General features: G+C 43.8%; 11 protein-coding genes and 1 pseudogene. 3 read left to right on the top strand and 9 right to left on the bottom strand.

The genetic code is table 11. The annotated features are described in order from the left end of the window. Positions 1-149: 149 nt before the first annotated feature. The gene (mnmA, locus tag HMPREF9624_RS00265; protein ID WP_009535997.1) at positions 150-1,250 is read left to right on the top strand and encodes a tRNA 2-thiouridine(34) synthase MnmA; all 1,101 of its coding nucleotides are present in this window, start codon (positions 150-152) and stop codon (positions 1,248-1,250) included. On the opposite strand, the gene HMPREF9624_RS00260 is transcribed toward mnmA, so the two are convergent. After that, complete coding sequence (locus tag HMPREF9624_RS00260; protein WP_036594492.1) at positions 1,247-2,896, bottom strand: tetratricopeptide repeat-containing diguanylate cyclase; 1,650 nt, start codon at positions 2,894-2,896, stop codon at positions 1,247-1,249. The two genes, mnmA and HMPREF9624_RS00260, sit on opposite strands and share 4 nt — an antisense overlap. Positions 2,897-2,988: 92 nt before the next feature. Further along, positions 2,989-4,338, bottom strand: coding sequence for a polysaccharide deacetylase family protein (locus tag HMPREF9624_RS00255; RefSeq protein ID WP_009535995.1), 1,350 nt, complete (start codon positions 4,336-4,338; stop codon positions 2,989-2,991). A gap of 190 nt (positions 4,339-4,528) precedes the next feature. On the opposite strand from HMPREF9624_RS00255, the gene HMPREF9624_RS00250 reads away from it, so the two are divergent. After that, complete coding sequence (locus tag HMPREF9624_RS00250; protein WP_009535994.1) at positions 4,529-5,677, top strand: DUF4317 domain-containing protein; 1,149 nt, start codon at positions 4,529-4,531, stop codon at positions 5,675-5,677. Further along, complete coding sequence (locus tag HMPREF9624_RS00245) at positions 5,668-6,387, top strand: pseudouridine synthase (protein ID WP_009535993.1); 720 nt, start codon at positions 5,668-5,670, stop codon at positions 6,385-6,387. The genes HMPREF9624_RS00250 and HMPREF9624_RS00245 overlap by 10 nt, the downstream gene beginning before the upstream one ends. Positions 6,388-6,414: 27 nt before the next feature. On the opposite strand, the gene HMPREF9624_RS00240 is transcribed toward HMPREF9624_RS00245, so the two are convergent. The 7 genes and pseudogenes from HMPREF9624_RS00240 to HMPREF9624_RS00210 all read right to left on the bottom strand — a co-directional run. Then, positions 6,415-8,016 carry a potassium/proton antiporter gene (locus HMPREF9624_RS00240; protein WP_009535992.1) on the bottom strand — a complete coding sequence of 534 codons (1,602 nt, stop codon included), beginning with the start codon at positions 8,014-8,016 and terminating at the stop codon, positions 6,415-6,417. Between the two features lie 110 nt (positions 8,017-8,126). After that, entirely contained in the window at positions 8,127-9,068 is a 942-nt protein-coding gene (locus tag HMPREF9624_RS00235) for a carbohydrate kinase family protein (protein ID WP_009535991.1), read from the bottom strand. A 153-nt stretch (positions 9,069-9,221) separates the two neighbouring features. Beyond that, a complete protein-coding gene (locus tag HMPREF9624_RS00230) occupies positions 9,222-16,055 on the bottom strand; it encodes a S8 family serine peptidase (protein ID WP_009535990.1) in 6,834 nt (2,277 codons plus the stop codon). Positions 16,056-16,084: 29 nt separating this feature from the next. After that, positions 16,085-17,809, bottom strand: a complete 1,725-nt coding sequence (locus HMPREF9624_RS00225) for an N-acetylmuramoyl-L-alanine amidase family protein (RefSeq protein WP_009535989.1) — start codon at positions 17,807-17,809, stop codon at positions 16,085-16,087. A gap of 377 nt (positions 17,810-18,186) precedes the next feature. Further along, positions 18,187-20,676, bottom strand: a complete 2,490-nt coding sequence (locus tag HMPREF9624_RS00220; protein ID WP_009535988.1) for a Cna B-type domain-containing protein — start codon at positions 20,674-20,676, stop codon at positions 18,187-18,189. Positions 20,677-20,922: 246 nt separating this feature from the next. Further along, positions 20,923-21,636, bottom strand: a complete 714-nt coding sequence (locus HMPREF9624_RS00215; protein ID WP_009535987.1) for an EAL domain-containing protein — start codon at positions 21,634-21,636, stop codon at positions 20,923-20,925. Between the two features lie 183 nt (positions 21,637-21,819). Then, a pseudogene (locus tag HMPREF9624_RS00210) lies at positions 21,820-22,080 on the bottom strand (ISLre2 family transposase); the annotation flags it as partial.

The raw sequence follows: 22,080 nt of genomic DNA, 5'->3' as shown, positions 1-22,080 counted from the left end.
AGATTTTATTGCACACTGCCTTGAATTTTAACATAGTGAGAAGGGATATACAAAGTTTTTCTGTGAAAAGATTCGATTTTCAAAATCTTGTAAAGATCTTTTATAAAAGCTAGAATAAGGAGAAACAACGGAAGATAAAGGAAAGAATTATGAAAAAGGCATTAATCGCCATGAGCGGCGGGGTAGACAGCTCGGTTGCCGCCCTGCTTATGAAAGAAAAAGGCTATGACTGTATCGGCATAACCATGAAATTATATGACAGTGAAACGGGACAGGCTTGTAGAAGCCGGACCTGCTGTACCTTAGAGGATGTGGAAGATGCCAGACAGGTGGCTTCCACTCTTTCCATCCCTTACTATGTCCTGAATTTCAAAGATGACTTTCAGAAGAAGGTCATTCTCCCCTTTGTGGAGACTTATGAAAATGGAGGCACTCCCAACCCCTGTATTCGCTGCAATCGTTTTATGAAGCATGAAAAATTGTACAAAAAAGGGGAAGAACTGGGTTGTGATGTTATCGTGACCGGACATTACGCCAGAATTCGCTATGACGAAGAAAAAAAGCGCTATCTTCTTTTAAAAGCAAAGGATGAAAAAAAGGATCAAAGCTACGTGCTTTACTTCTTAAATCAGGAGCAGCTTAAGCACAGTATGTTTCCGCTGGGAGAATTTGAAACGAAAGAAGAAGTTCGCGCCATTGCGGAAAAAAACGGTTTCTACAATGCCGATAAGCCGGATTCTCAAGACATCTGTTTTGTAACAAGCGGCGATTACGGAGATTTCCTCGAAAAATTCCGTGGAAAACCCTATCCGAAAGGACACTTCGTAGATGAAGAAGGAAATAAACTCGGAAAGCACAAAGGCATCGTCCGTTATACTATAGGACAGAGAAAGGGCCTCGGTCTGGCCCTAAAACACCCCATGTATGTTGCCGGAAAAGATTTGAAAAAAAATCAAGTCATCCTGACTACCGGAGAAGGTCTCTATTCCGAGGCCTTAGAAGCGAATGACTTTAACTGGATCAGTATGGATGCGCCGAAGGAAGAATATGCCGTTACCGTAAAAACCCGTTATAACGCAAAGCCTGTGCCGGCTTTCGTTTCCGTGAAAGAAGACGGAACCGTTCTCGTTCGCTTTGCAGCCCCGGAACGTGCCGTGGCCACAGGGCAGGCTGTCGTACTCTATGACGGAGAGCTCGTAGTCGGAGGCGGTACAATCACAAAAGCAATCAAAAGAATGAGGAGCGATTAGACGTACATTCGCTCCCCTTCCAATTTCGCCTTATGAATCAACTTGATTCCGCCTCTTTCTTTCGATTTAACTTGATAAAGAGCGGTGTCAGCCGAGAAAGTATAGTCCCAAACCCTGTTCTTCTTGGACGGAATCGAGTTTCGAATTCCCTGGGAAATCGTCACTACGCCTCCCTCTTTTTCAGAGTGTTGCAGATTTAATGCTTTAACTCCATCTCCCAGCTCCTTAGCATAACGGAGAACTTCTTCATCCTGCATGTTTTCGTAGATAAGGACAAATTCATCTCCTCCGTAACGGGCGGCATAAATGCCGGGATGCTTTTGACAAAGCTTCTTAATCTCTCCCGCTACGAGCTTCAGGCACTCATCTCCCTTTTGGTGTCCGTAAAAATCATTATATTGTTTAAAGTAATCCACATCCACCATTTCGAGTGCAAAGGGCGTCCTCCCATTATAGGCTCTTTCAAAGGCCGCGTCGGAAAAATCGCTTAAATGGTAGCGGTTAGGCAGACCTGTAAGTTCATCATATTCCGCCTTCTTTGTAAGACGAACATTTTCTTCCTCCATAAAGGCATTCTGCTCTTTTAAATCCTCCAGGTCTTGTCTGATTCCCAGTGCAAAAAGAAAGGCGGATATCTTTTCCATCTCCTGCTGTTTCATCAGCGAATAGAAATGGTAAGAGGTTTCGTTTCTTTTTTCCAAATCTCCGCATTTTTCAAAATATCGAATTTTAGATTCTATGAAACGTTTCTCAATCTCCGGAAGATTAATTTCGGAGAGTTTTGCTTCCAAAAGCTCCAGAACCTTCCTGCTCTCTTCCACCTTATCAATTTCCAGGAAAAAATCCGCCAAATCGCATACATCTTCCATCATATTGGTCCGAAGTGCGGATAGCAATTCTTTGTCGGAGAAACGGCGAATCAGCATATCTCTTTCCGTTATTTTATTCCCGTAATGGGCAAGACGAATGGAAAAGGTCAGAATATCCACACTGCTTAAGAGTTCCCGCTCATATCCGGAATTTCTGGCGATTTCCATGAGGGATTCCATACAAGCCTGGGCGGCATGCACATCTCTGTTTCTACTAAGGTAAATGTTACCCAAGAAGGTATAGATGCTGATCATATTCGAAACATAACTGCTGTCTACGATATTTCCGCTGATTTCATACAGCGCTTCTTCCGCATAAAATCTTCCGTGATCATAATCATTCAGCATAAAAAACAGTCGGGCGATGTTGGAATTGATGATGCCGAGGAGACCGCTGTCTTTGGTAGTCAAAGACTTACAATAGTCCAGGGCGGACATATAGTAATCAAATGCCAGGCCGAAGTTTCCCCGTAAAAATTCCGTAATACCGAGGAGATTGTAGGACTTGGCCAGAAGGGTAAAATCTTGTGCTTCCTGCTGTACCTTGATGCCCAGGGACAGGTACTTCTGCATTCCTTCCACATCAAAATGAAAACTATAATAAGCATCGGCAAGTTGATAATAAACATAGCCTGCCAATGCATCGTCTTCGAGCTCTTCCGCAATCCCTAAAAGCAAGCCCAAGTTGTGAAAAATTTCTTCATCAAATAAGGTATATTGCTTTTCTACAAGCTCGATTATTTCCTGTATTTTTTTGTCATACCCTTTAAAATCCATGGTGTTCACTTTCTGCAGTAGTTTTTTTATTTCCTTTAAGCAATTTACGAAACCGATTTGCACTGAAAAACAGGTACATCCCGCTTTCGCTTTTACTGCGGATCCTCCGCATCAATAGCGCCGGCTATATTGCCTGCACTTTCCTTTGTAGACTTCTCTGCCGTTTTACTTTCCGTCGCTATGCCTGGATTCTCTACAATATTTCCGCTTTCCTTCGTGGCTTCCGTATTGCTCTTACTTTCCGTACTCTTACTTGCAGTCTTTGTGCTCTTTGTTTCTTTTTTCGTTTCGCTCGACTTACTGCTCTCTTTTACACTCTGCAAACTGCTCTGCACACTTGTTTCCTTGACTGTTTCCGATACACTGCTTGCCGTGCTGCTCTCCGCCGCCGCTGTTTCAATAGGCGGAAAGTTCTTGTACTGTACTCCGTTTCCGCCTTGCACATTCTGTCCGCGGAAATGGATCAGCTCGGAAACCGTAACGAGCTGATACCCTCTGGCATGCAACTCCGGAATAACCGTCTTGCAAGCCTGTGCCGTGGAAAGGTACAAGGCGTGCATCAGCACGATATCTCCGTCCTTAACTTGAGAAAGAATACTGTTTTGTGTCTTCACCGCATCCCGAGAGCGCCAGTCTTCCGTATCGATAGACCAGAAAATAAGAGGTTTCTTGACAACTGCCTTGACATCATTACTGATATTTCCTCCCGGAAGTCGAACCAAAGCCGGGCGCACACCGGCAGCCTTCTCTACCGCATCATCCGTTTTATCGAACTCATTTCGGATATAATCCTGACCCTTACTGCTCAAATGAATATCATGGTCATAGGAATGATTTCCGATTTCATGCCCGCGCTCTACCGTGTTTTTTATATCTTCCGGAAATTTCTCAACTCTCTGCCCCACTACAAAGAAAGTGGCTCTTCCGTTCACCTTTTCTAACTCATCCATGAGGACCCCGTCTACTTGCACATCGGGACCGTCATCAAAGGTAAGTGCAACCATCGGCTTACTCGGATCAATATAACGTCCTCCGGAGAAAACCATTCCCTCTGCATTTGTCTCTCCTTCACTCGGACTTTCCTCTTCCGTGCTCTCCTCGGTAGACTCTGCCGGACTGCTTTCCACACTGCTCTCTACAACGGTTACCGATTCTTCTTTCTGGGCTTTCCGACTTTTCTCAATAAAACGAAAAGCCATGGCAAAAACCTGGAAAACAACAAAAAGACAAAACACAAGAGCAAGAGCAAAGATGATTCTCGCCTTCTTTTGCTCCGCCTGCCTTTTCCTTCTTGCTCTCCTCCGCATCAGAATCCGCTTTTCTTCTTCTGTCAGAACTCTTTTTCTCTTTATATTGGAATGTACATTTCTACTGGATTTATAATTTTGACTTCTATCTCGAAACTTTTTCTCTCCGCTACCCAACTTACGTTTATCCGCCATGCTTAAAGTCCTTCTATTTCTTGCAATGATACTTCCCTACTATAGCACATTTTTTCCGACTTTTCAGAATGAGTTTTAAAATATATACAAATTATTTTCTTGTAGCCCTCTTTCGTTTTTATTACAATACTATCCATGCAAGGAAAAAACAGACTGATAAGTAGGAAGAAAAGAGATAGGAAGGAACAGCATGGACAAAAAAGGGATCAATGAAATCAAAAAATGTTTTAAAAAGGAAGACTGCCGGATTGACCGAATAAGAACTTGTTTTATCAATGAAGAGGGAGAAGTCCTCTCCCGTTTTTCCGATTCCTTTTATGCTCTGGAAGATAATGAAGTATTTAAGTACTGCGAGCTCTTTAAGCGTTCGCTCTCCGGAAAATTCGGTCGCGAGCTTTATACCCTGGAATTTCCTCTAAAGGAAGAGGAGGAAGGCGGAAAGCAGGATGCACTCTTTCGTTTAAATGAATCGGAGCTCAAAGAAGAAGCGCTTTCTGAAAGTTTCTTTCAAAAAATAAATGAAATCTACTCTGTTCCGGGTAAAAAACTCCTGATTCTTGCGCATGGAATTTATGACGTCCCTAAAAAAACCTCGGACGGCTTAAGTTTGGAAGATGCTTCCGATACCGTATATCGTTTTACTCTTTTTCTCCTCTGCCCGGTCAATCTATTAAAAGAAGGGCTGTGCTTTGATAAGGAGAAAGACAGTTTTATTGCCCGGTCGGAAGATTTCGTGGTGCAAAAACCGGAGATTTCCTTCCTCTATCCTGCTTTTCATGAGAGAGGAGCCGACATCCACTCTCTCCTATATCGAACAAAAAAACGGGAAGAGGGGCTGGACTCTATCACAGAGGAGCTCTTCGGTATCGGACTTCCTTACGGTGAAAAAGAGCAGAAAATGCAGTTTTCCACACTGGTACAGGAGGTTTTAAAAAAGGATTGTAATTTTGAAAATATTCGCCTTTTGCAAGAAGAATTACAGGAGATAAAGGAGCAAAGCAAAGAAGAGGAAAAGGAACAAAGCCTTTCCAAATCCCGGGTAAAGCAACTTTTGGAAAATGCCGGCGCAAGCGAAGAAGGACTGGCCAATTTTTCCGCACTCTATGACAACTGTCTCGGAGAAAACGATTCCGCCTTTTACGCTGAAAATTTAGTCGATAAGAATTTAGAGTTAAAATCGGAAAATCTGCAATTTAAAATCAAAAATGAAATCTCCGCTATTTTGGAAAGCCGGATGATTGACGGGAAAGAATACCTGCTTCTGCCCATCTCCGACAATCTGGAAGTGAACGGAATCCCCATTCGTAGAAAGCTTGAGGAGGGTGAAGTATGCGACTAGACAAATATTTATCCGATATGGGGCTTGCAAGCCGCTCGGATATCAAAAAAGAGATTCGCAAAGGGCTTGTCCGTGTAAACGGTGAAATCATCCGAGACTCCAGTTTCTCCGTACCTTTACATGCCTCTGTTTCCTATCGTGAAGAAGAAGTTTGTTATGAAGAGTTTTCCTATTATATGATGAATAAACCGATTGGCGTCCTGTCTTCCACCGAAGATCGAAAGCAGAAAACCGTATTGGATCTGATTACGGAAAAACACAGAAAAGATCTTTTTCCTGTGGGAAGACTGGATAAAGACAGTGAAGGGCTGATTCTCATCATGAACGACGGACAGCTGGCCCACACGCTGCTTTCTCCTAAAAACCACATAGAAAAAAGGTACTATATCGAAATTCCCGTTCTTCTGGAAGATTCAGATATAGCACCTCTACGTTTCGGCATACAATATGACAAGGATTTGATTGCGGAGCCGGCTAAGGTAAGAATCCTTAGCGCGGAGAAAGAAAAAACCGCCATAGAGATCATTATCACCGAAGGAAAGTTCCATCAAATCAAAAAAATGTTCCTTGCTCTTTCCGAAAACTATGTCGTGACGAAGTTAAAGCGTCTCTCTATGGGCAAGGTAGTGCTGGATGAAAACCTTGCTCCGGGCGATTACAGAAGGCTCAGCGCCGAGGAAATTGAAGCCTTGCAAAGAGCCTTGGAGTAAAACAGCTTTATCCTTTTTTTCACTGCTTTATCCTTTTTTCAGTCTGTACATAACCAGTACATCTCCGACTTGAATCAAGGTATCCCCGCGGGGGATGAGGACTTCCTCTCCCCTTTCTATCAGCATCACGCGTTCAGAATCATCTCTTGGAATCTCCGCAATTCTCTTTTCGGCATAGATACTGCCGTAATCCACCTCAAGCTCTATAATCTCCAGGTCGGAACTGAGTGCCGGTTTTGCCGAAGCTATCACCACTCTGTCTCCTACCAGGATTTCGGTATCTCCATTCGGAATGTCCTTTTTTCCGTCTCTCTCCAAAAGAATCACCATTGTTTCAGGCGGCATACGAATATCCTTTATTTTCTCCCCTGCCCAGGAATGCCCTTTCGGAACCTGAAATTCAATAAACTGTACTTCTTTTTCCTCCGTATAATCCGTGAAGGTCTTCATAACATCCCCTTCCGCATCAATCATATCTAACTTCTCGGAAACCTTGGGAAGAAAGGAACCCTGCAGTAAGATAGACAGTAAAACGATGAGGAAAATCAAGTGATAGATATAATCTCCTCTTCCCACCGTTTCTACCGCCAATATTGCAAAAACGATGGAGGCCGCTCCCCTTAATCCCGCAAAAGAAAGAAGAAGCTTCTTATTTCCGGAGGCAGGAAAGAAATGCATCAGAGTAAAGACAACCATCGGTCTTCCGACAAAGGTTAGGAAAAGAAAAATTCCTATTGCATTGAAGGCCACTCCCGGAAGACGGGAAGGAGTCGAAAGCAAGCCCAAAAGAAAAAAGAGCAGCATTTGCATGATTCCCGTTAAAGCATCAAAAAACTGTACCATCTCTTTCTTCTGCTTGATTTTCTGATTTCCCAAAATGATGCCGGTAAGATAGACGGCAAGATAACCGTTTCCTCCAAGCGAAGTGGAAAGCGCGTAAGAAAGAAGTACTGCGCCCAGTACAAAAATCAGTTCAAATCCATCCGTCAAAACCGCAACCTTCTTCATCATATATATAGCGAAGAAAGCGATAACTCCTCCAATCAAAAGCCCAAGGACAATTTGCAAGAAAAGCATACTGAGCATCTCGGAGATTTTCACGGTTCCCTGTACAAGTTCCAGGGAAAGAAGCGTCATCATATAAGCCATCGGGTCATTGCTCCCTGATTCAAATTCCAGCAGGGATGCCGTCCTGTCCTTTAAGCTCAGTCTTCTGGAACGAAGGATAGAGAAGACGGATGCCGCATCGGTTGAGGCGATGAGCGAGCCGAGAAGCAGTCCCCAGGAGAACTCCATATGAAGAAGCAGAGTACAAAAAGCGGCTACCGATAAGGCGGTAAATACTACGCCAAGACTCGATAAAAGAACAGCCTCTCCAGCCACAAACTTTGCTTCCTTCCAGTTTGTGCCGAAGCCTCCCGAAAACATGATAAAGATCAGTCCGAAGCTACAGACAGAACCCGAAAGTTCAAAATTTTCAAAATGAATCTTAAAAACGCCATCTATCCCAAACACAATTCCCAGTAAAAGAAAGGCGAGCAAAACCGGTACACCCATCTTCATGGAAAGCTTATGTAAAAATACGCTGAGAATAATGACAACTCCCGAAAGTAAAAGTATCTGGTTCACTATTTCTCCTCTCCCACTCTATCAACACTTTGCAGCAATCTATCCCTTCCTTCTCTTTCCTTCCTTCTCTTTCCTCCCCTCTCTTCGGACTGCTCATTCTACATTTCCATCTATTCCGTAAGACTTTCCAATCCGAGTTCTTCCGGAAGATAACGGGGATTCACATTCTCGGAAGTGCCAACGACGGAAGCTGCAAGCTTGGTTCCGATTTCACAGGCCTCCATTAAGTTCTTCCCATAAGTCAATCCCATGGCCACTCCGGCAAAAAAGGCATCTCCCGCACCCGCAGTATCGATTACATGCACCTTCTTGGCCTTACAGTGCCCGGCATTCCCGTTTTGTTCCGCATAGATTGCCCCCTCGGAACCCAAAGTCATAATCATCTGCGGAAATTGTGCTTTCACCACCAGCGAAGAGAGTGAAGAAAGTTTCTCTTCGAGGCCCATATTCTCAAATTCCTCCGAAAAGAGCATTCCCGCTTCCTGTTGATTGCAAACAATACAAGCCGTTGTTTTCAACAAGTCTCTTCTCTCCAGTGCAATAGACATATTGGATACCGCCGCATACACCTTTTTATGATATTTTTCAGCCAGGTTAAAAATCAGTTTCAGAAGCTTGGAATCCATATCAATTTCTATTATGACACTGTCACAGCGGGAAAATAAATAATCTCCTTCTTCTCGGATTACCTCTTCGAGACTGGATAGATCGGGGCGTTGCGAAATGGAGCCCATCAGTTCTCCTTCCGTATCAAAAATAGCAAGCCAAGTCCCAAGCCCTCCACTAATCCGCTTGATGAAGCGGGTATTTACCTTGTGGCGAGTCAGTTTCTGAACGACTTCCTCCCCTATCCCGTCCTCATCCACAACAGAAATAAAGGTCGGTCTCAATTCCACATTGGCAATGTCCTCTACAATATTTCGGCTGACTCCGCCGTGAACTTTAACGACTTTGCCCGCATTTCTTCCATCCGCTCTGTATAAAGAAAAGGGATAGCCCTTAATATCCACAAAAACTGCTCCAAATACCAAGATTCCTATACGTTCTTCCATGATTTTCCCTTTCATAATCCTACTTTTGCATTTTTTCTTTTCATTCTACTGAAGAATGAAATATCTGACAAGAAAGAAGAGGCAAAGACCGTTTTCGCCTCGCCTCTTCTCTCTTTTTCTCCAAAAGAATCCTTCGAAAATCATCCTTCCCCGTTATCCACCGGATAAAAGCTGTCCCATTTGTGAGCCAAAACTTTCTTCAAAGGAATAGTTTTTTCCGTGAATCTCCTGATTCTTCGTAAGCATGACGCCGATGTCCGCCCCTTCCTCTTCGGAGAAATAATACCGATTCCCCGCTTCTTCAAACCAGCCGGTCTGCATCATCCCGTTTTCATCAAAATGATACCATGCATAAGGCAGACCGTTCGTTTTTTCCGTTACACTGTGCCGGAAAACCAAAACCCAAGCATTTTTATAAAATTCTCCTTCTTGGTTTACAAGCATATAACGATGGTTACGGAAGTTCATAACCCAAATCGGATCCACAACTTGGGAAGGAACTCTTTTTCCATAGAGCAGCTTTACTTCTCCTTGGTAATTCTTCGGTAAGGTATCCGCAGACGATGCTTCGGATAAGTCTTTTGCCACTCCCAATACCTGCGGAACCTTCCCGTTTCCTCCGCTGCTTCCGGATGCATTAGACGATCTCCCCGCACTACCGGATCCTCGAGAGGGTCTTCCGGCAGTACCGGACGGCTTATCTTTGGAATCCTTCTTCTCTTCTTTCTGTGAGTCTTCTTTCTTGCCTTCCGAATCTTCTTTTTTCTCCAGACTTAAGAGAGTACCGTCGGAACGCAGTACATCATACGTCTTTGTTGCCGTAATGCCCTCCGCATCCGTTTTTAGGGTCGGCAGTCCGCCCCGATTTCCGAGAAATGCCGTGTCATCCACTGTTTTAATGCTTTTTCCCAGCTCAACTTCCTTTATGGCATTGTTGGCAAAGACAGCTTCTTCGAGATGGCTCACCCCTTCCATATCTTCTTTCGCATTTTGCGGCTCAAGGAATTGTACGGAAGTAAGTTCATTGTTCATAAAGGCTTCTCTCCCCAGTTCCTCTATGTTACCCAGAATGGAAATGGTTTTGATTTTGTTGTTCTTAAAAGCGGCTTCCCCAACGTGCCCCAGATATTTACTAAGCACCAGCTTTTCCAAGGCATTGTTTTCAAAGGCCTTTTTCTGAATAACGTGCGTCAGTTCCGGAAGAGCCTCAATAGACTGCAGTTTGTTGTTTTTAAAAGCATATTCCTTAATGATGCGAAGTGCAGCCAAATTAACATTTTCCGCCGCAAAGCTAAAGCTGTGCAAACCGCTATTCATAAAAGCACCCGCGCCGATAGTATTTACCTTCACCGGAATTTCCACCGTATCCAGGCTCTTCTCATAAAAGGCAAAGTCGCCAATCTCCGTTATATCTCCCGCAGTACTGAAGGAGGTCGGAATCTGCAATGCCTTCTCTTCTCCGAGATAACGAAGCAGCTTTCCTTTTTCTACGACGTACTTTTTGTTCGGGGTCTTCTCTACTACATATTCGGATGGCTTTTTACCGTTTACGGACAGAATGATTTTGTCTCCTTCCGATAAGGCAGGGAGCGGCAGGGCAAAGAATCCATCCTCATTTGCCTTAACCTCATCCTGTGTAACGGTACCGCCCTCATTCTTCTCTTGAATCAACTTTACTTTTCCGGAGGGTAGGGTAAAGCCGGGAAGATTCCGATCCGAATCCAGAATCGGAAGGCGAAGCTGCATAGACAAAAGGTAGTATTGGAAGCTAAGACTGTTTTGCTTGCCTAGCGTCATTTCTTTCGCTTCTTCCACGCTGGTATAGTCTTGTCCTCCCTTTTTAAAATCTTCCGCTTCTATCCTGGCTGTTTCTCCCATCCGATAAAATGCCTTTACCTCTTGATTTCGTCCGTAGCCTGTACTATTTCCCGGACCGTACACTACGCTTCTCCTTAATACTTTTTCCGAATCCTTGGCGTCTATCGCAGTGAGATTCACAAAGGTAGGATTAATCAGATATTCTCCATCTTTGGACTGTAAAGCGCTGTCTTCTTTGGTAAAAACTTTTGCATAAGAGAAAATCGCCCTTTTATCCACGCCAAAGGCACCTTCCTCTATTTCTTGCAGCTTGTCTGCATGAATCTCCACCTCTTTATTGTAAGAAAAAGCATCTTTTTCAATTTTTTCCAGCCCATCCGCTGAGGTCACTAAAAGAGGACTTCCCGCTGAAGAAAAAGTATTTTTGTGAATGGCTTTCACACCCTTTGGAATATTGATTGAAAAGTCTGTTTTATCCGTTCCGCTGTCTTTATATTGAAATTGAAAAGCAGCTTCTCCGATTTCACTTAAGCTTTCCGGAAGTCTGACTTTTTCCAGACGATTATTTTTAAATGCATCCTTTCCGATTGTCTCAACACCCTCCGGGACAATCAGCGATTTGATCTTTGTCTCATATTCCTGATTGATTTTGTTAAAGGCTCCCTCTCCGATGTGTTTTACCGCAACACCCCGAATGGTTTTCGGAATGAGCACCTCCGGATTCTTTCCGTTGTATTTTATAATGGTCTGTGTCGCATCATCAAAGTCAAAATCTTCTTCTACGATGGGATGAATATCTCCTCCGGTATTGTTTGAGCTGTCATCCACCTCCGTTTCCGGATTCTTCTCTGCACCTTCCGGATAAGTCCAAGTTGCTTTTATGGCAAACGCACCGACTCCCTGCAACGCGGAAGTCTCGGTAAAAGCGCCGTCATAAACATAGCTTCTCTTCTTTGCCTCTTCTTTGGCATTTACATCATAATACAGTCCCAAACTGTCCGACAAAGCGGTTTTATAGCTTGTTGCAATGTAAAGAGGCTCATTCCGCTTAATCTGATATTCACTGAGATCAATTTCGTTCCAGGCATTCTTGCTATAATTCCCATAGTCTCTAAAGGGGGCAAGTTCCCGTAAACGTTTTTCCGTATCATATCCTAAAACGCCGATTTCGATATGGTTTCCGTTGTAATAGCTGTTATTGACCAGGAAAAGCTTTGCAGACTTTAAGACAGCACCCTTAAAGGGGGCCTGAAAACGTACAGCACTGCCCTTCATTCCGTTTAGAAAATGAATTGTATCATATGCTCCGTTCTTTTCTTCCACTTGAAAACCGTAATCCGTTTCCGCTTCTTTCCCATCTTTCGATTCTTCATTAAGAACAATACTTGGGAGTTCCAAAGCCTCCTCTCCAAGCTGAATGCTTATTTCTTTCGGAAGGTATCCTTTCTTATAGACCTTCAGAGTATAGGCTCCGGTATAGGCCTGCTGAATGAGGAATGTCCCTTCTTCATTCGTTTCCGCGCGCGGAAGACGGGAATCCTCCAATAACTGTAGGCTGACTCCTTTCAAGGAATGTCCGTCCTTATCCAGTACCTTTCCGCGAATTTCGGACCTTTTCTTTTCTTTTAAAAGGAAGTTGTACTCCTGCACCGGATTCTTGCTTAAATCTATTTTTTTCACTTCCGTCTCATAGCCATAGGCGGAAACCTCCACAGTAAAGGGCTCTTCCGGATTGTTTACCGCATGCTCCAGCGAATAGCTTCCGTCCAGAACACTGGCCATGGTATATTTGCCGCTTTCCAGGACCTCAATTTTTGCCTCCAGCGGAATTCCCTGCTGTTCTTTTTCAGCATACCCCTCTACATTGTCAATGGAGCTTTCCTCATCGGAAGCAAAAAGACCTTCGTTTTCAGCGGAAAAACCGGCCGAATCCGTATCTGAGGCAGCATTAATTTCGTCTTTTTCCGACTCTGTTATTGTAGTGTTTGTTGCAATATTACTATTCTCTGTGGAGTTCTTTTTTTCTCCCACATAGACATTGTCAATATACCAACCAACGTTATACTCATCTCGGAGCCCTCCGTCAGCCTGCACTCTGAAACGAACCTGCACCGTTTCCCCCACGTAGGAATCAAGACTTTGGGATAAGGTATGCCACTGCTGCGGTGCAGAAAAGCCCTGTATCTTTTCTTTACTGAACAGTGTGGCAAAGCTGTCCTCTCCCTCCTTTTGTATTTCCACCGTGAAACTGATGTTCTGGTCGATATTGCTACGAACGGAGAAACTGTCAAAGTAAAAATAATCCCCTTTTTCCACTGTAAAGGAAGGCATCAAAAGAACCGCATCCTGCTTCACTGTAAAACCGTGACTCATCGGACCGTTCAGGACCGTCCCCCATACGCCGGTCTGATTAACCATAAGACCTTCGTAAACATTCCGATATAATAGGGTCTTCTCCATCCAATCGGCAGGAAGCGCTATCTTGCCATGCTCCCAATCATTGATATTGTACTGCAGGGTCTCCGGCTGAAAACCGCCATCCTCATCATCAAAATTATAGGAAACATTGCTTCTTAAGCTTCCGTATTTTACCTTAAGCGTCTTGGAGCTTTCACTTTCATTTCCCGACAAATCTCTTGCAATAATCCGATAGCTATAGCTTTCTCCTTCCAAAACATCTTCATCCAAATAAGACATTTCATAGTGTGTTTTTACGCCCTTCTCATCTATAAATTTCTTCTTAAAGCCCTGCGGAAGAATTGCAATTTCCCGAAATTCCTCCTCTCCCGAAGCCTTTTTCTCTATGGCGTATTCTTTCATATCCGTCTCTTCGTTCATGGTGAAACGGAGACGAATCCCCCTTTCCTCCATTTCAGCCTTCAGCCCTTCCACCTTTTTCGGAGGAAGGGTATCTCCAAGCCCGATATGCAGATTATCCAAATACCATCCTGCGCCTTCTCCTCTTCCCAGGAAATAAAAGCGCAGCAATACGGGTTCTCCCGCTCCGGCATATTCCGCCAAAGAATAGCTGTTTCTTTCCCAGGATCTTTCCGTAATATCCGGTCTTAAAACCGTTTGGTAAACCGTCTTCCATTCCTTTTCGGAAGCCAATCTTGCCTGAATTTCCGCACGACAAATTCCTTGGAAAGAATTGTACACATCCGCCGTAAGACATAAGTTATCTCCTTTGGAAAATGCACTGAAATCCATTGGCGGTAATTCCAGGGAGCTTTCTACGCTTGCTGTAAAGATGGGAGAGCCTCCGTCGATTCCGATATATTGGGTACTGCCATCCGGAAGTGTCGGTTCTTTCGAGGATTCTCTCTTGGAAAGCGCCCAATTTCCCTTCAGAAGGAAGCCGGACAAATCCTTTTCAAAATCAAAGTCCCACGGAAGACTTGCCCCCGGATGCACGGAAACCTCCTGTCTGATTTCCGTAACATTACCGGCGAAGTCCGTGGCTGCAATGCGAAGATGCATGACTCCCTCTTTCAGAAGTTCCGCTTGAATTTCTCCCGTATAGATTCCGTCATTTTGAATGCCGCTCTGTAAGTTTAACGCAATGCTTTGTTCTTCCGTCTCATCATTAAAGCTAAAATAAGCCTTAGCTTCACGAATCGAAACATCGTCCTTAAGCAGTGCACTCACCCGATAATCTCTTCCCAGATAAGCTTCTTTCTCCGACTCCGCTTCACCTGTTGCGGCAGTATGGTCCTGCCCCTCTTTTAAAATCTTTCCATAGATTTTTCCGATAGCTTTTCCTTTGATCTTAGAGACGGCATCATAGGCATTGACCAGGCCGTAGCCGTAAGCCATATTAGGACTGTCTTTATATTGTGCATCGGAAAGCGGTTCTGCCGTAGATTCCAACAGAGAAATAATCTCTTCCACAGAAAGATTCGGATTTGCTTCCCTAAGCAAAGCAACGACGCCGACTACATGGGGTGTTGCCATACTGGTACCATTCCAGGAAACATAATTTCCGGTAGCGTCCAAAGAACGCACCTGTACTCCCGGTGCAACCAACTCCGGTTTAATGATTTTCTTCGTATCATCAAAGGCTGAGGGGCCTTTCTTCGAGAAAGTCCCCAATTTCTTATGGATATCTACCGCTCCTACCGTAAGGACATTTAACATATTGCCCGGATTTGCCACTGTGCCAAGTCCGGGAACGCCTTCCCTTCCGCTTTGATTTCCGGCAGCAAAAACGCCTACAATTCCGGCTTCCTTCCAGGCTTCGGCAATATCATAGAACCAGCGATTGTCGTCGCTGTCCCCTCCCCAGGAATTGTTAATCACATCTGGCTTTTGCTCCAGCATCCATTCCGCCGCAGCAAGCAGATTACTGGTTTCACCGCCCTGATCATTAATTGCTCTTGCACTGATGAATTTTGCCCCCGGCGCTACACCTATGCGGTTCAAATTTTCTCCTTCCGCACCGGTAATGGTTCCGGCTACATGCGTACCGTGATCGTTGACGTGATCCGCCATAGGCTCCGGCAGACCATCCACAAAATCTTTATAGTAGGATTTGTCAAACTTTCCGCTTGTTTCATCGTAACCCTTGTAATTTTTCTTGATTGCCGGTAGCTTATAATTCACCCCCGTATCAATGATTCCTACGGTAACCCCCTTCCCGGTAATCTGATATTCTTCCCAGACTTTATCTCCATGCACCATGGAAACGCCCCACTCAATTCTTCTTTCATCCGGCTCAAAGATTTCCCTCTTCTTCCTGGATTTTTTTTCCTCTTCCACAGGTCGAATGAGTTTTATTCTTTGATTGGGCGTAACGGCAATGACATTTTCCTGCTTTGCAATTTCATATAAGACCTCCGCCTTTTCCACAACGGCATGTACGCCGTTAGCAATATAAAAGGCCTCATATTTTTCAACGTTGCCGTTCTCTTTTTCTTCCGATAAATAAGCTAAAAGCTCTTTCTGTGCTCTTTCCGCCTTTTCTTTTCTGCTTAAAGCATCTTTGTCCGCGCCAAAATAATCGAGACGAATCATGACATCATAGGGGCCTTTCTGCTCTCCTATAATCTTTGCGATTTCACTTTCTTCTATCGCCGCATAGGAAGAGAATGCCCCCGTATAAGCCACATTCCCCAATATAAGCAGCATTACCAGAATGCCGCTTATCCATTTTCTGAAAATATTTCTCATAGCTTCCCCTTTTCAAGAATTAAAAAGCGCTATTCCTTTTCATAACTAATGGTGAAGGGCGCAATCTTGTAGCCGCCTCCCTCTCCATAGATCCTGATCTGATTGTCTTGCAGCTTTTCTTGCACTGTCGAAAACGGCAAGACGAGAATCGCCTCGTACCCGTCCTCGGGCACATCCTCGTTAGCATATCCCTTGAACAACTTAAGCCCTGTCAATTCTTCCTTGCTACCATCTACATAGAATCGAATCTGCCCGATTTTCCCAAAATCCAATGATTCGTAATTCCCATGATAGAAGGGGAATCGCAGATCTTCTCTTCTTTGCGTAAAGGAAGTCACACCTCCGCCCGGATGTGCCTCTATCAAATTCTCTTTCTTAGAATCCTCTTTCTCATCCTTTTTCTCTGCATGGCGATACGTAAAATGTAAGGCGTAAGAACTTAAGCCGATTTGCCCCTTCTTTTTTCTGCTGATATCCAAATAGACTTTTTTCGATCCGGAAAGCTTTCCGTCCTTATACACGGAAGAATATAGTTTTTTCAGTAAGGCATCGGAATGCAAAATAACGCTGTTATTCTCATAATCCGTTTCATACTCCCTGCCCTCCGTAAGCTCCTTGTAGTAATAGTCCTCCTCCGACTTACCTGCTTCAAGATGGATCGTATCTCCCTCTTCCAATTGATCTTCATGGAACTGCAAGACTACATCCTCTGAAACATCATATTCCTCTTTTTCTAAAGTAAAATTGCTCTTTTTCCGTACAATGAAGCGTAGCGATACTTCCGGTTTTTCTCCTTCTACACCTTCCGGAAGGTTGTAGTTCACTTTTAAAAGATATTCTCCGGGCTGCCAGGTTTTTACATTTTGCTTATCGATGGAAAGAATGGAAACTTCTACCTTCTTACCATTGCTGAGATTTAATTCCAGCTTTGTCGGTAACTCATTGTCATAATAGCTTCTTCCCTGTTCAATAGAGACAGCGGCAAGTTCCGTAACAGAAGTCACTGTAAGCTTGGAAAGCTCGCTCTCTTTTCCGCCTTCATTTTCCTTCGAGTTCTCTTTCTTCTCCTCCGGCTTTTTCTCTTCCTTCGGTGGCTCTGCAGGATTTTCTTTCTTATTGGACTCTTCCTGCGCATTCCCCATCTCTTTCTTCTCCTCTTTTGGCACAGCAGGACTTACCGCAGAAGCTCCTCCCAGACCGCCTCCCCCGGAACCGGAGCCTCCCCGTCTTCCTTGCGAGCCGCTCCCTCCGGGAACTGCTCTGGAAGCTCCCGCAACCACCGGATTTTTATTTTCCTCTTCCACTGCCTTAGTAGAGTATCCCTTTCCTTCTATATGGATTGCTTTTCCGTCTTCCGAAACCCACTGTCCTAATTCATTTACCTGATAACCATCCGGAGTAATCGCAGACAGGAGGAGCTCCCCATCCTCTTTTAGAAAATAGCAGTAGCCGTCAACCCACTGCCAGCCGCTAAGCATTTTTCCGCGGCTCCCGTCAGACTGCGGATTTAAGAAGTACCATTTCCCCTGATAAAAAAGCCATTTATCCTTCAATACACCGGTATTTTCATCCAAAAAGTACCAAGTTCCGCTATCCAAAAGCCAGCCTTTTTGTGCGTCTCCGCTCTCTGCCAAATATTGCCAATTCTTCCCGGTATTTTTCCATGTTCCGGCATAGCCCATGGTACTCAAAGCACAGGACAAGAAGAGAAAAGCTCCCAAACAACTTTTCCCCTTCACTCTTTTTCTTTTCATGATTTCCTCCTCATACAAAATAATTTTCAAGAATAATACATAGTTAGTATATACTAACTATAAATTAGATTCAATAAACTATTTATATATGAAGGTCATTATAACGAATTATAATCCCGGCGGATTCCGGATACTATTTATCTAGCTGTAGAGCGGTTTTTATCAACACGTTTTGTCCTATAATCCCGGTTTTCATCAACACGTTTTGTCCTATAAACCGCATTTCCGACATAATACCGCAATGCTCCGCAAGCGTTCCTCGTTAAGAACACAAAAAAGACGTCAGATCCAAATCGTATTGAATCTGACGTCTTATCGTTTTTCCGGTCTCCTTACAGGAAGACCCGCAAGTTTCTCTTTTTCATTCTATCTTACTTTTATGCTTTCTTTTTCTTATCGTTATAAAGATAGCCTACCAATCCGCAAGCCGATACGGCAAAGAGTAAGAGATACTGTAAAGCTCTACTCTGATCGGAGGTCTTTGTATCTCTCTCCACTTCCGGTTCTTTACTCTCCGGATCTCTTCCCTCACCTTTTACCTGACCTTTTACCTGGGCTTTGGCATCCGGAGTCGTCGTGGAAGCATTACGAGAGTCTCCTAATACGGAAGACGGATTCTTACTGCCCGGTTTAACCGAAGGACTTGTACCTCCATTGTTTCCACCGTTGTTTCCGCCACCGTTGTTTCCGCCGCCGTTATTTCCACCGCCATTTCCTCCGTTTCCGGAATTTCCCGGGTCGTTTGGCTTAAGCTTTGTATTGGTGAATACAAAACCGTATCCGGAATTGGCATCACCGGAAATGCTGCTACTAAATCCCGGAACAGCATCCTCCGTTACAGTGTATTGAATCGGCTGTCCGTCCTTGCTTCTCTCCAGATTCACAAAAGTGTATTGCCAATTGTTGGCATCGGAAAGAAGTTGAGATGCTATTTCCTTTCCATTTGCAAGCAAACGCACCTTGACGGAAGCGGGATGGTCTCCCTTTCCGTTCCAAACCTTGGTAACAGGAATGGAAATCTTCGTATTGATGGTATTCGTCACGGTAAAGCCGAGTCCCTGTGTTCCGGAAACAGCCGGGCTGTAGCCCTCTACCGCCTTTTCGCGAATACTATAGTTGAATAACTTACTATTGTCATCGTACTTGGGCAAATCCGTAAAAGCAGCCTTCCAAGCATTATCCTGGCTTAAATCAAGTGTATCTCCGGTAGCCTCTCCGTTACGAAGCAATTCTACGGTTACTTTATTGGGTCTTAACTGTGCTTTGTTGCCGGCATCAACCCACTTTTTCGTGACTTCCACACTTCTCTTTTGTCCGGATTTTACATTGGTAACCTTAAGAAGTGCTGTATTGGATGCATCAAAGCTATCCGCCGACACGGTATATTTTTCATTGGAAAGAATATATCCCTGTGGAGCAGCAATCTCCTGCACCGTATAATTATCCTTTAAAAGATCTCCAACACTGGCTTCTCCGTTCTCATTGGTCGTCACCTGTGCAACCAAAAGGTTCTCACTGTTGGCAATGGCAAATTTTGCACCCTTCAGGGCTTCTCCGTCCTCATTTACCTTCTTGATATTGAGAACATAATTCTCACCGCTGCCGGAACCGCCGGAGTTCTTTACATACAAATCATACTTAGCTCTCTTCGGCCCGCCGGAAGTTCCGTCGGAATTCACTTCAATATTATTCTTATAATCAAAATTCGTCTTGGGAATACCGTCAAACTTCGCGTAGTAGAAAATCTCATAGCCTTCTTCGGCCTTCACATTGCCAAGATGAAGCTGAAAACTCTTCTTTCCGGGAGCGGACTGCTTAAATTCCTTCTCAATTGCCGTAATATGAGGCGCCCCGTCTGTCTTTGTATCATTCCTTAAATCCCAATGCTTTCCGTTAATGGGATCGGGATTCCACTTTGTTCCCGAAAAACTTCCTCTTTCCCATACACCTTTCCGAACCGATACAGGATGAGAATCGTCTACATAATAAGAAAATGCACCGTCTCCCAAAGCATCCGTTAAGGTCAGATTGGTTCTTGCTTCTCCAAGATTTATTAAAATACGGTACCGAACCAGCTTGATCTTATTGCCTGTCTGTGGATCCGTAGCCTCATCCAAAGTCTGATTGGCATCCTTTACCAACTCAAAATCGCTATCTTTCTCAATCCCGGTGTAATGGACTTTTCCGGAAATTGCAAAAGTATTGCTTCCATTTATGGTAAGATTTCCCGTGATATCCTTCGGATTGGGCTCCACGGCAGAGTTAACCTGCACGGAAAGACGGAAATTCACCTTGATATTGCTCTTTCTCTCTACAAATGAACTGTAGGTTAAAACCATGGTATTGCTCTGTGCATCATAATGAGCCGTCGCAACCAACTCTCCTCCGTCCGTGATGGGGAAGTCTTCCGACTGTAATCCCGTAAAGGAATCCGGGAACTTAATACTTGTTTTATCCCCGGCCTTGGGACTCTCACCATCCGGAATCGAATAAGCTACCTTGATTCCGAGAAAACTATGGTTGTGTACTCCTGAACCGTTGTAAGGATTTCCGTCCTTATCGGTATAAGATGCATCAGTAATATTGACTGCAATCGATTTACTGTTTTCCGTTGCAGTTGCACCTTGTGCGTTTAGCGCCATAGTCTGAGCTTCTCCGGCTTCCTGTACCTTGGCTTCCTCGCTTTTTGCCTGAGCAGCCCTTATATCTTCCTCAGAAGGAACACCGCTGCTCTCAGAGGTTGAGGGAAGGGTACTCTCCGATGCGACGCCGGAACTTCCCAGCTCCTCCGCCTGTGCAAGGGATAAACCCTGCCAAGCCATAGCTACGGCCATCAAGATGGCTAGCAATTTTCTTTTTCGCTTCATCTTTCTACTCCTTCTTGCTTTCATTAAAAAGCAATTAAAATCCAACAGTATGTTCTTCTTCTCCAATTCAATTCTTAATCATTAAGAATTCGCTTATCCAGTCTAGCACAATTTAAGAATATTTCAATTAAATGCTACTTTATTCTCTTAATAAAATCAAAGTGCATAATAATATTCTTTTATTTTCTATTTTTTTGTGCAATATATAGTATTAAGTCGATAAAGCGATATTCCATTTTTAATATTTTAAGATATCTCTGTCGCAAGTACCGGACCGCCAAAAAGATAGCCCTGTATTCTGTCACATCCGTACTCTACCAACTTTTCGTACTGCCACTCTTCCTCTACTCCCTCTACAATAACAACCATTCCCAGATCATGGACAATGCTGATTAAATTTCGAACCACATCCCCATTGGAGGAAAGAAAGTTATCCACAATAGACTTATCCATTTTTACTGTATTTAAAGGAATATAGGGAAGATAGGCAAAGCTGCTATAGCCCGTTCCGAAGTCATCCAGATGTAACTCTATTCCCTCTTCTACCAGTCTTTTAAAAACCGCTTTGGTCTGTTTGGATTCTTCGAAGAGAATGCTCTCCGTAATCTCCAAAACCACATATTCATGAGGAATCCCGTGTCTCTCCATTTGATAGAGAAGGAAGTCCACAAAATCATCATCATAAATCTGATAGCTGCTGAAATTAATCGAAATGGGGCAAAGTGTCCTGCCTTCATCCTTCCATCTGGCCAATTGTCTTACAACCTGTTCCACTGCAATCTTTCCAAGTTTGGTAATATAACCGTATTGCTCTGCAACCGGAATAAACTGGTCCGGAGAGCACGCCTCATTCCGAATGCGAAGAAGTGACTCAAATCCCACAATTTTTCTTCCCTTACACTCTACCTGCGGTTGATAAACCATATAAAAGGCATTTTGTTGAATCGCTCTTTCAACCATTTTTAAAATTTGATTGATCTTTTCTTTTCTGTATCGTAACTCGTCCGTATAGAAGACAAAATGATTCTTACCCTTTGTGATGGAGTAAACTTACTGTCAGTTAACGAGCTTCAAAAATACACCTTGATATAGGTCCTCAACTTTTCAATTATCTTATTATCATTTTTATGTCATGTCAAAATTTTATAATAAACGGAGGTGGTTCCGTATGGAGAAAGTCTTCTTAACCGTTTCTCCCGGAATTGATGCATGGAGCCCATCTATATATTTCTTTGACGCATCATAGTGCTCTTTTAACACATCTCTAAGTCTTATTTCCTTTACACTTATCCCTTCTGTTCCGGTCGCTTCCAGCTTTCTTTCTTCTCGACCTATCCGCACCAACTGAAGAAGCTTCTCTCTTCCATAGTTTCTCTCATAACACCTTAGCTTACTCATCTTGTC

It is taken from the genome of Oribacterium asaccharolyticum ACB7 (genome assembly GCF_000238075.1).
GTDB lineage: Bacteria > Bacillota > Clostridia > Lachnospirales > Lachnospiraceae > Oribacterium > Oribacterium asaccharolyticum.
This window is presented reverse-complemented; position numbering and strand designations above follow the sequence as displayed.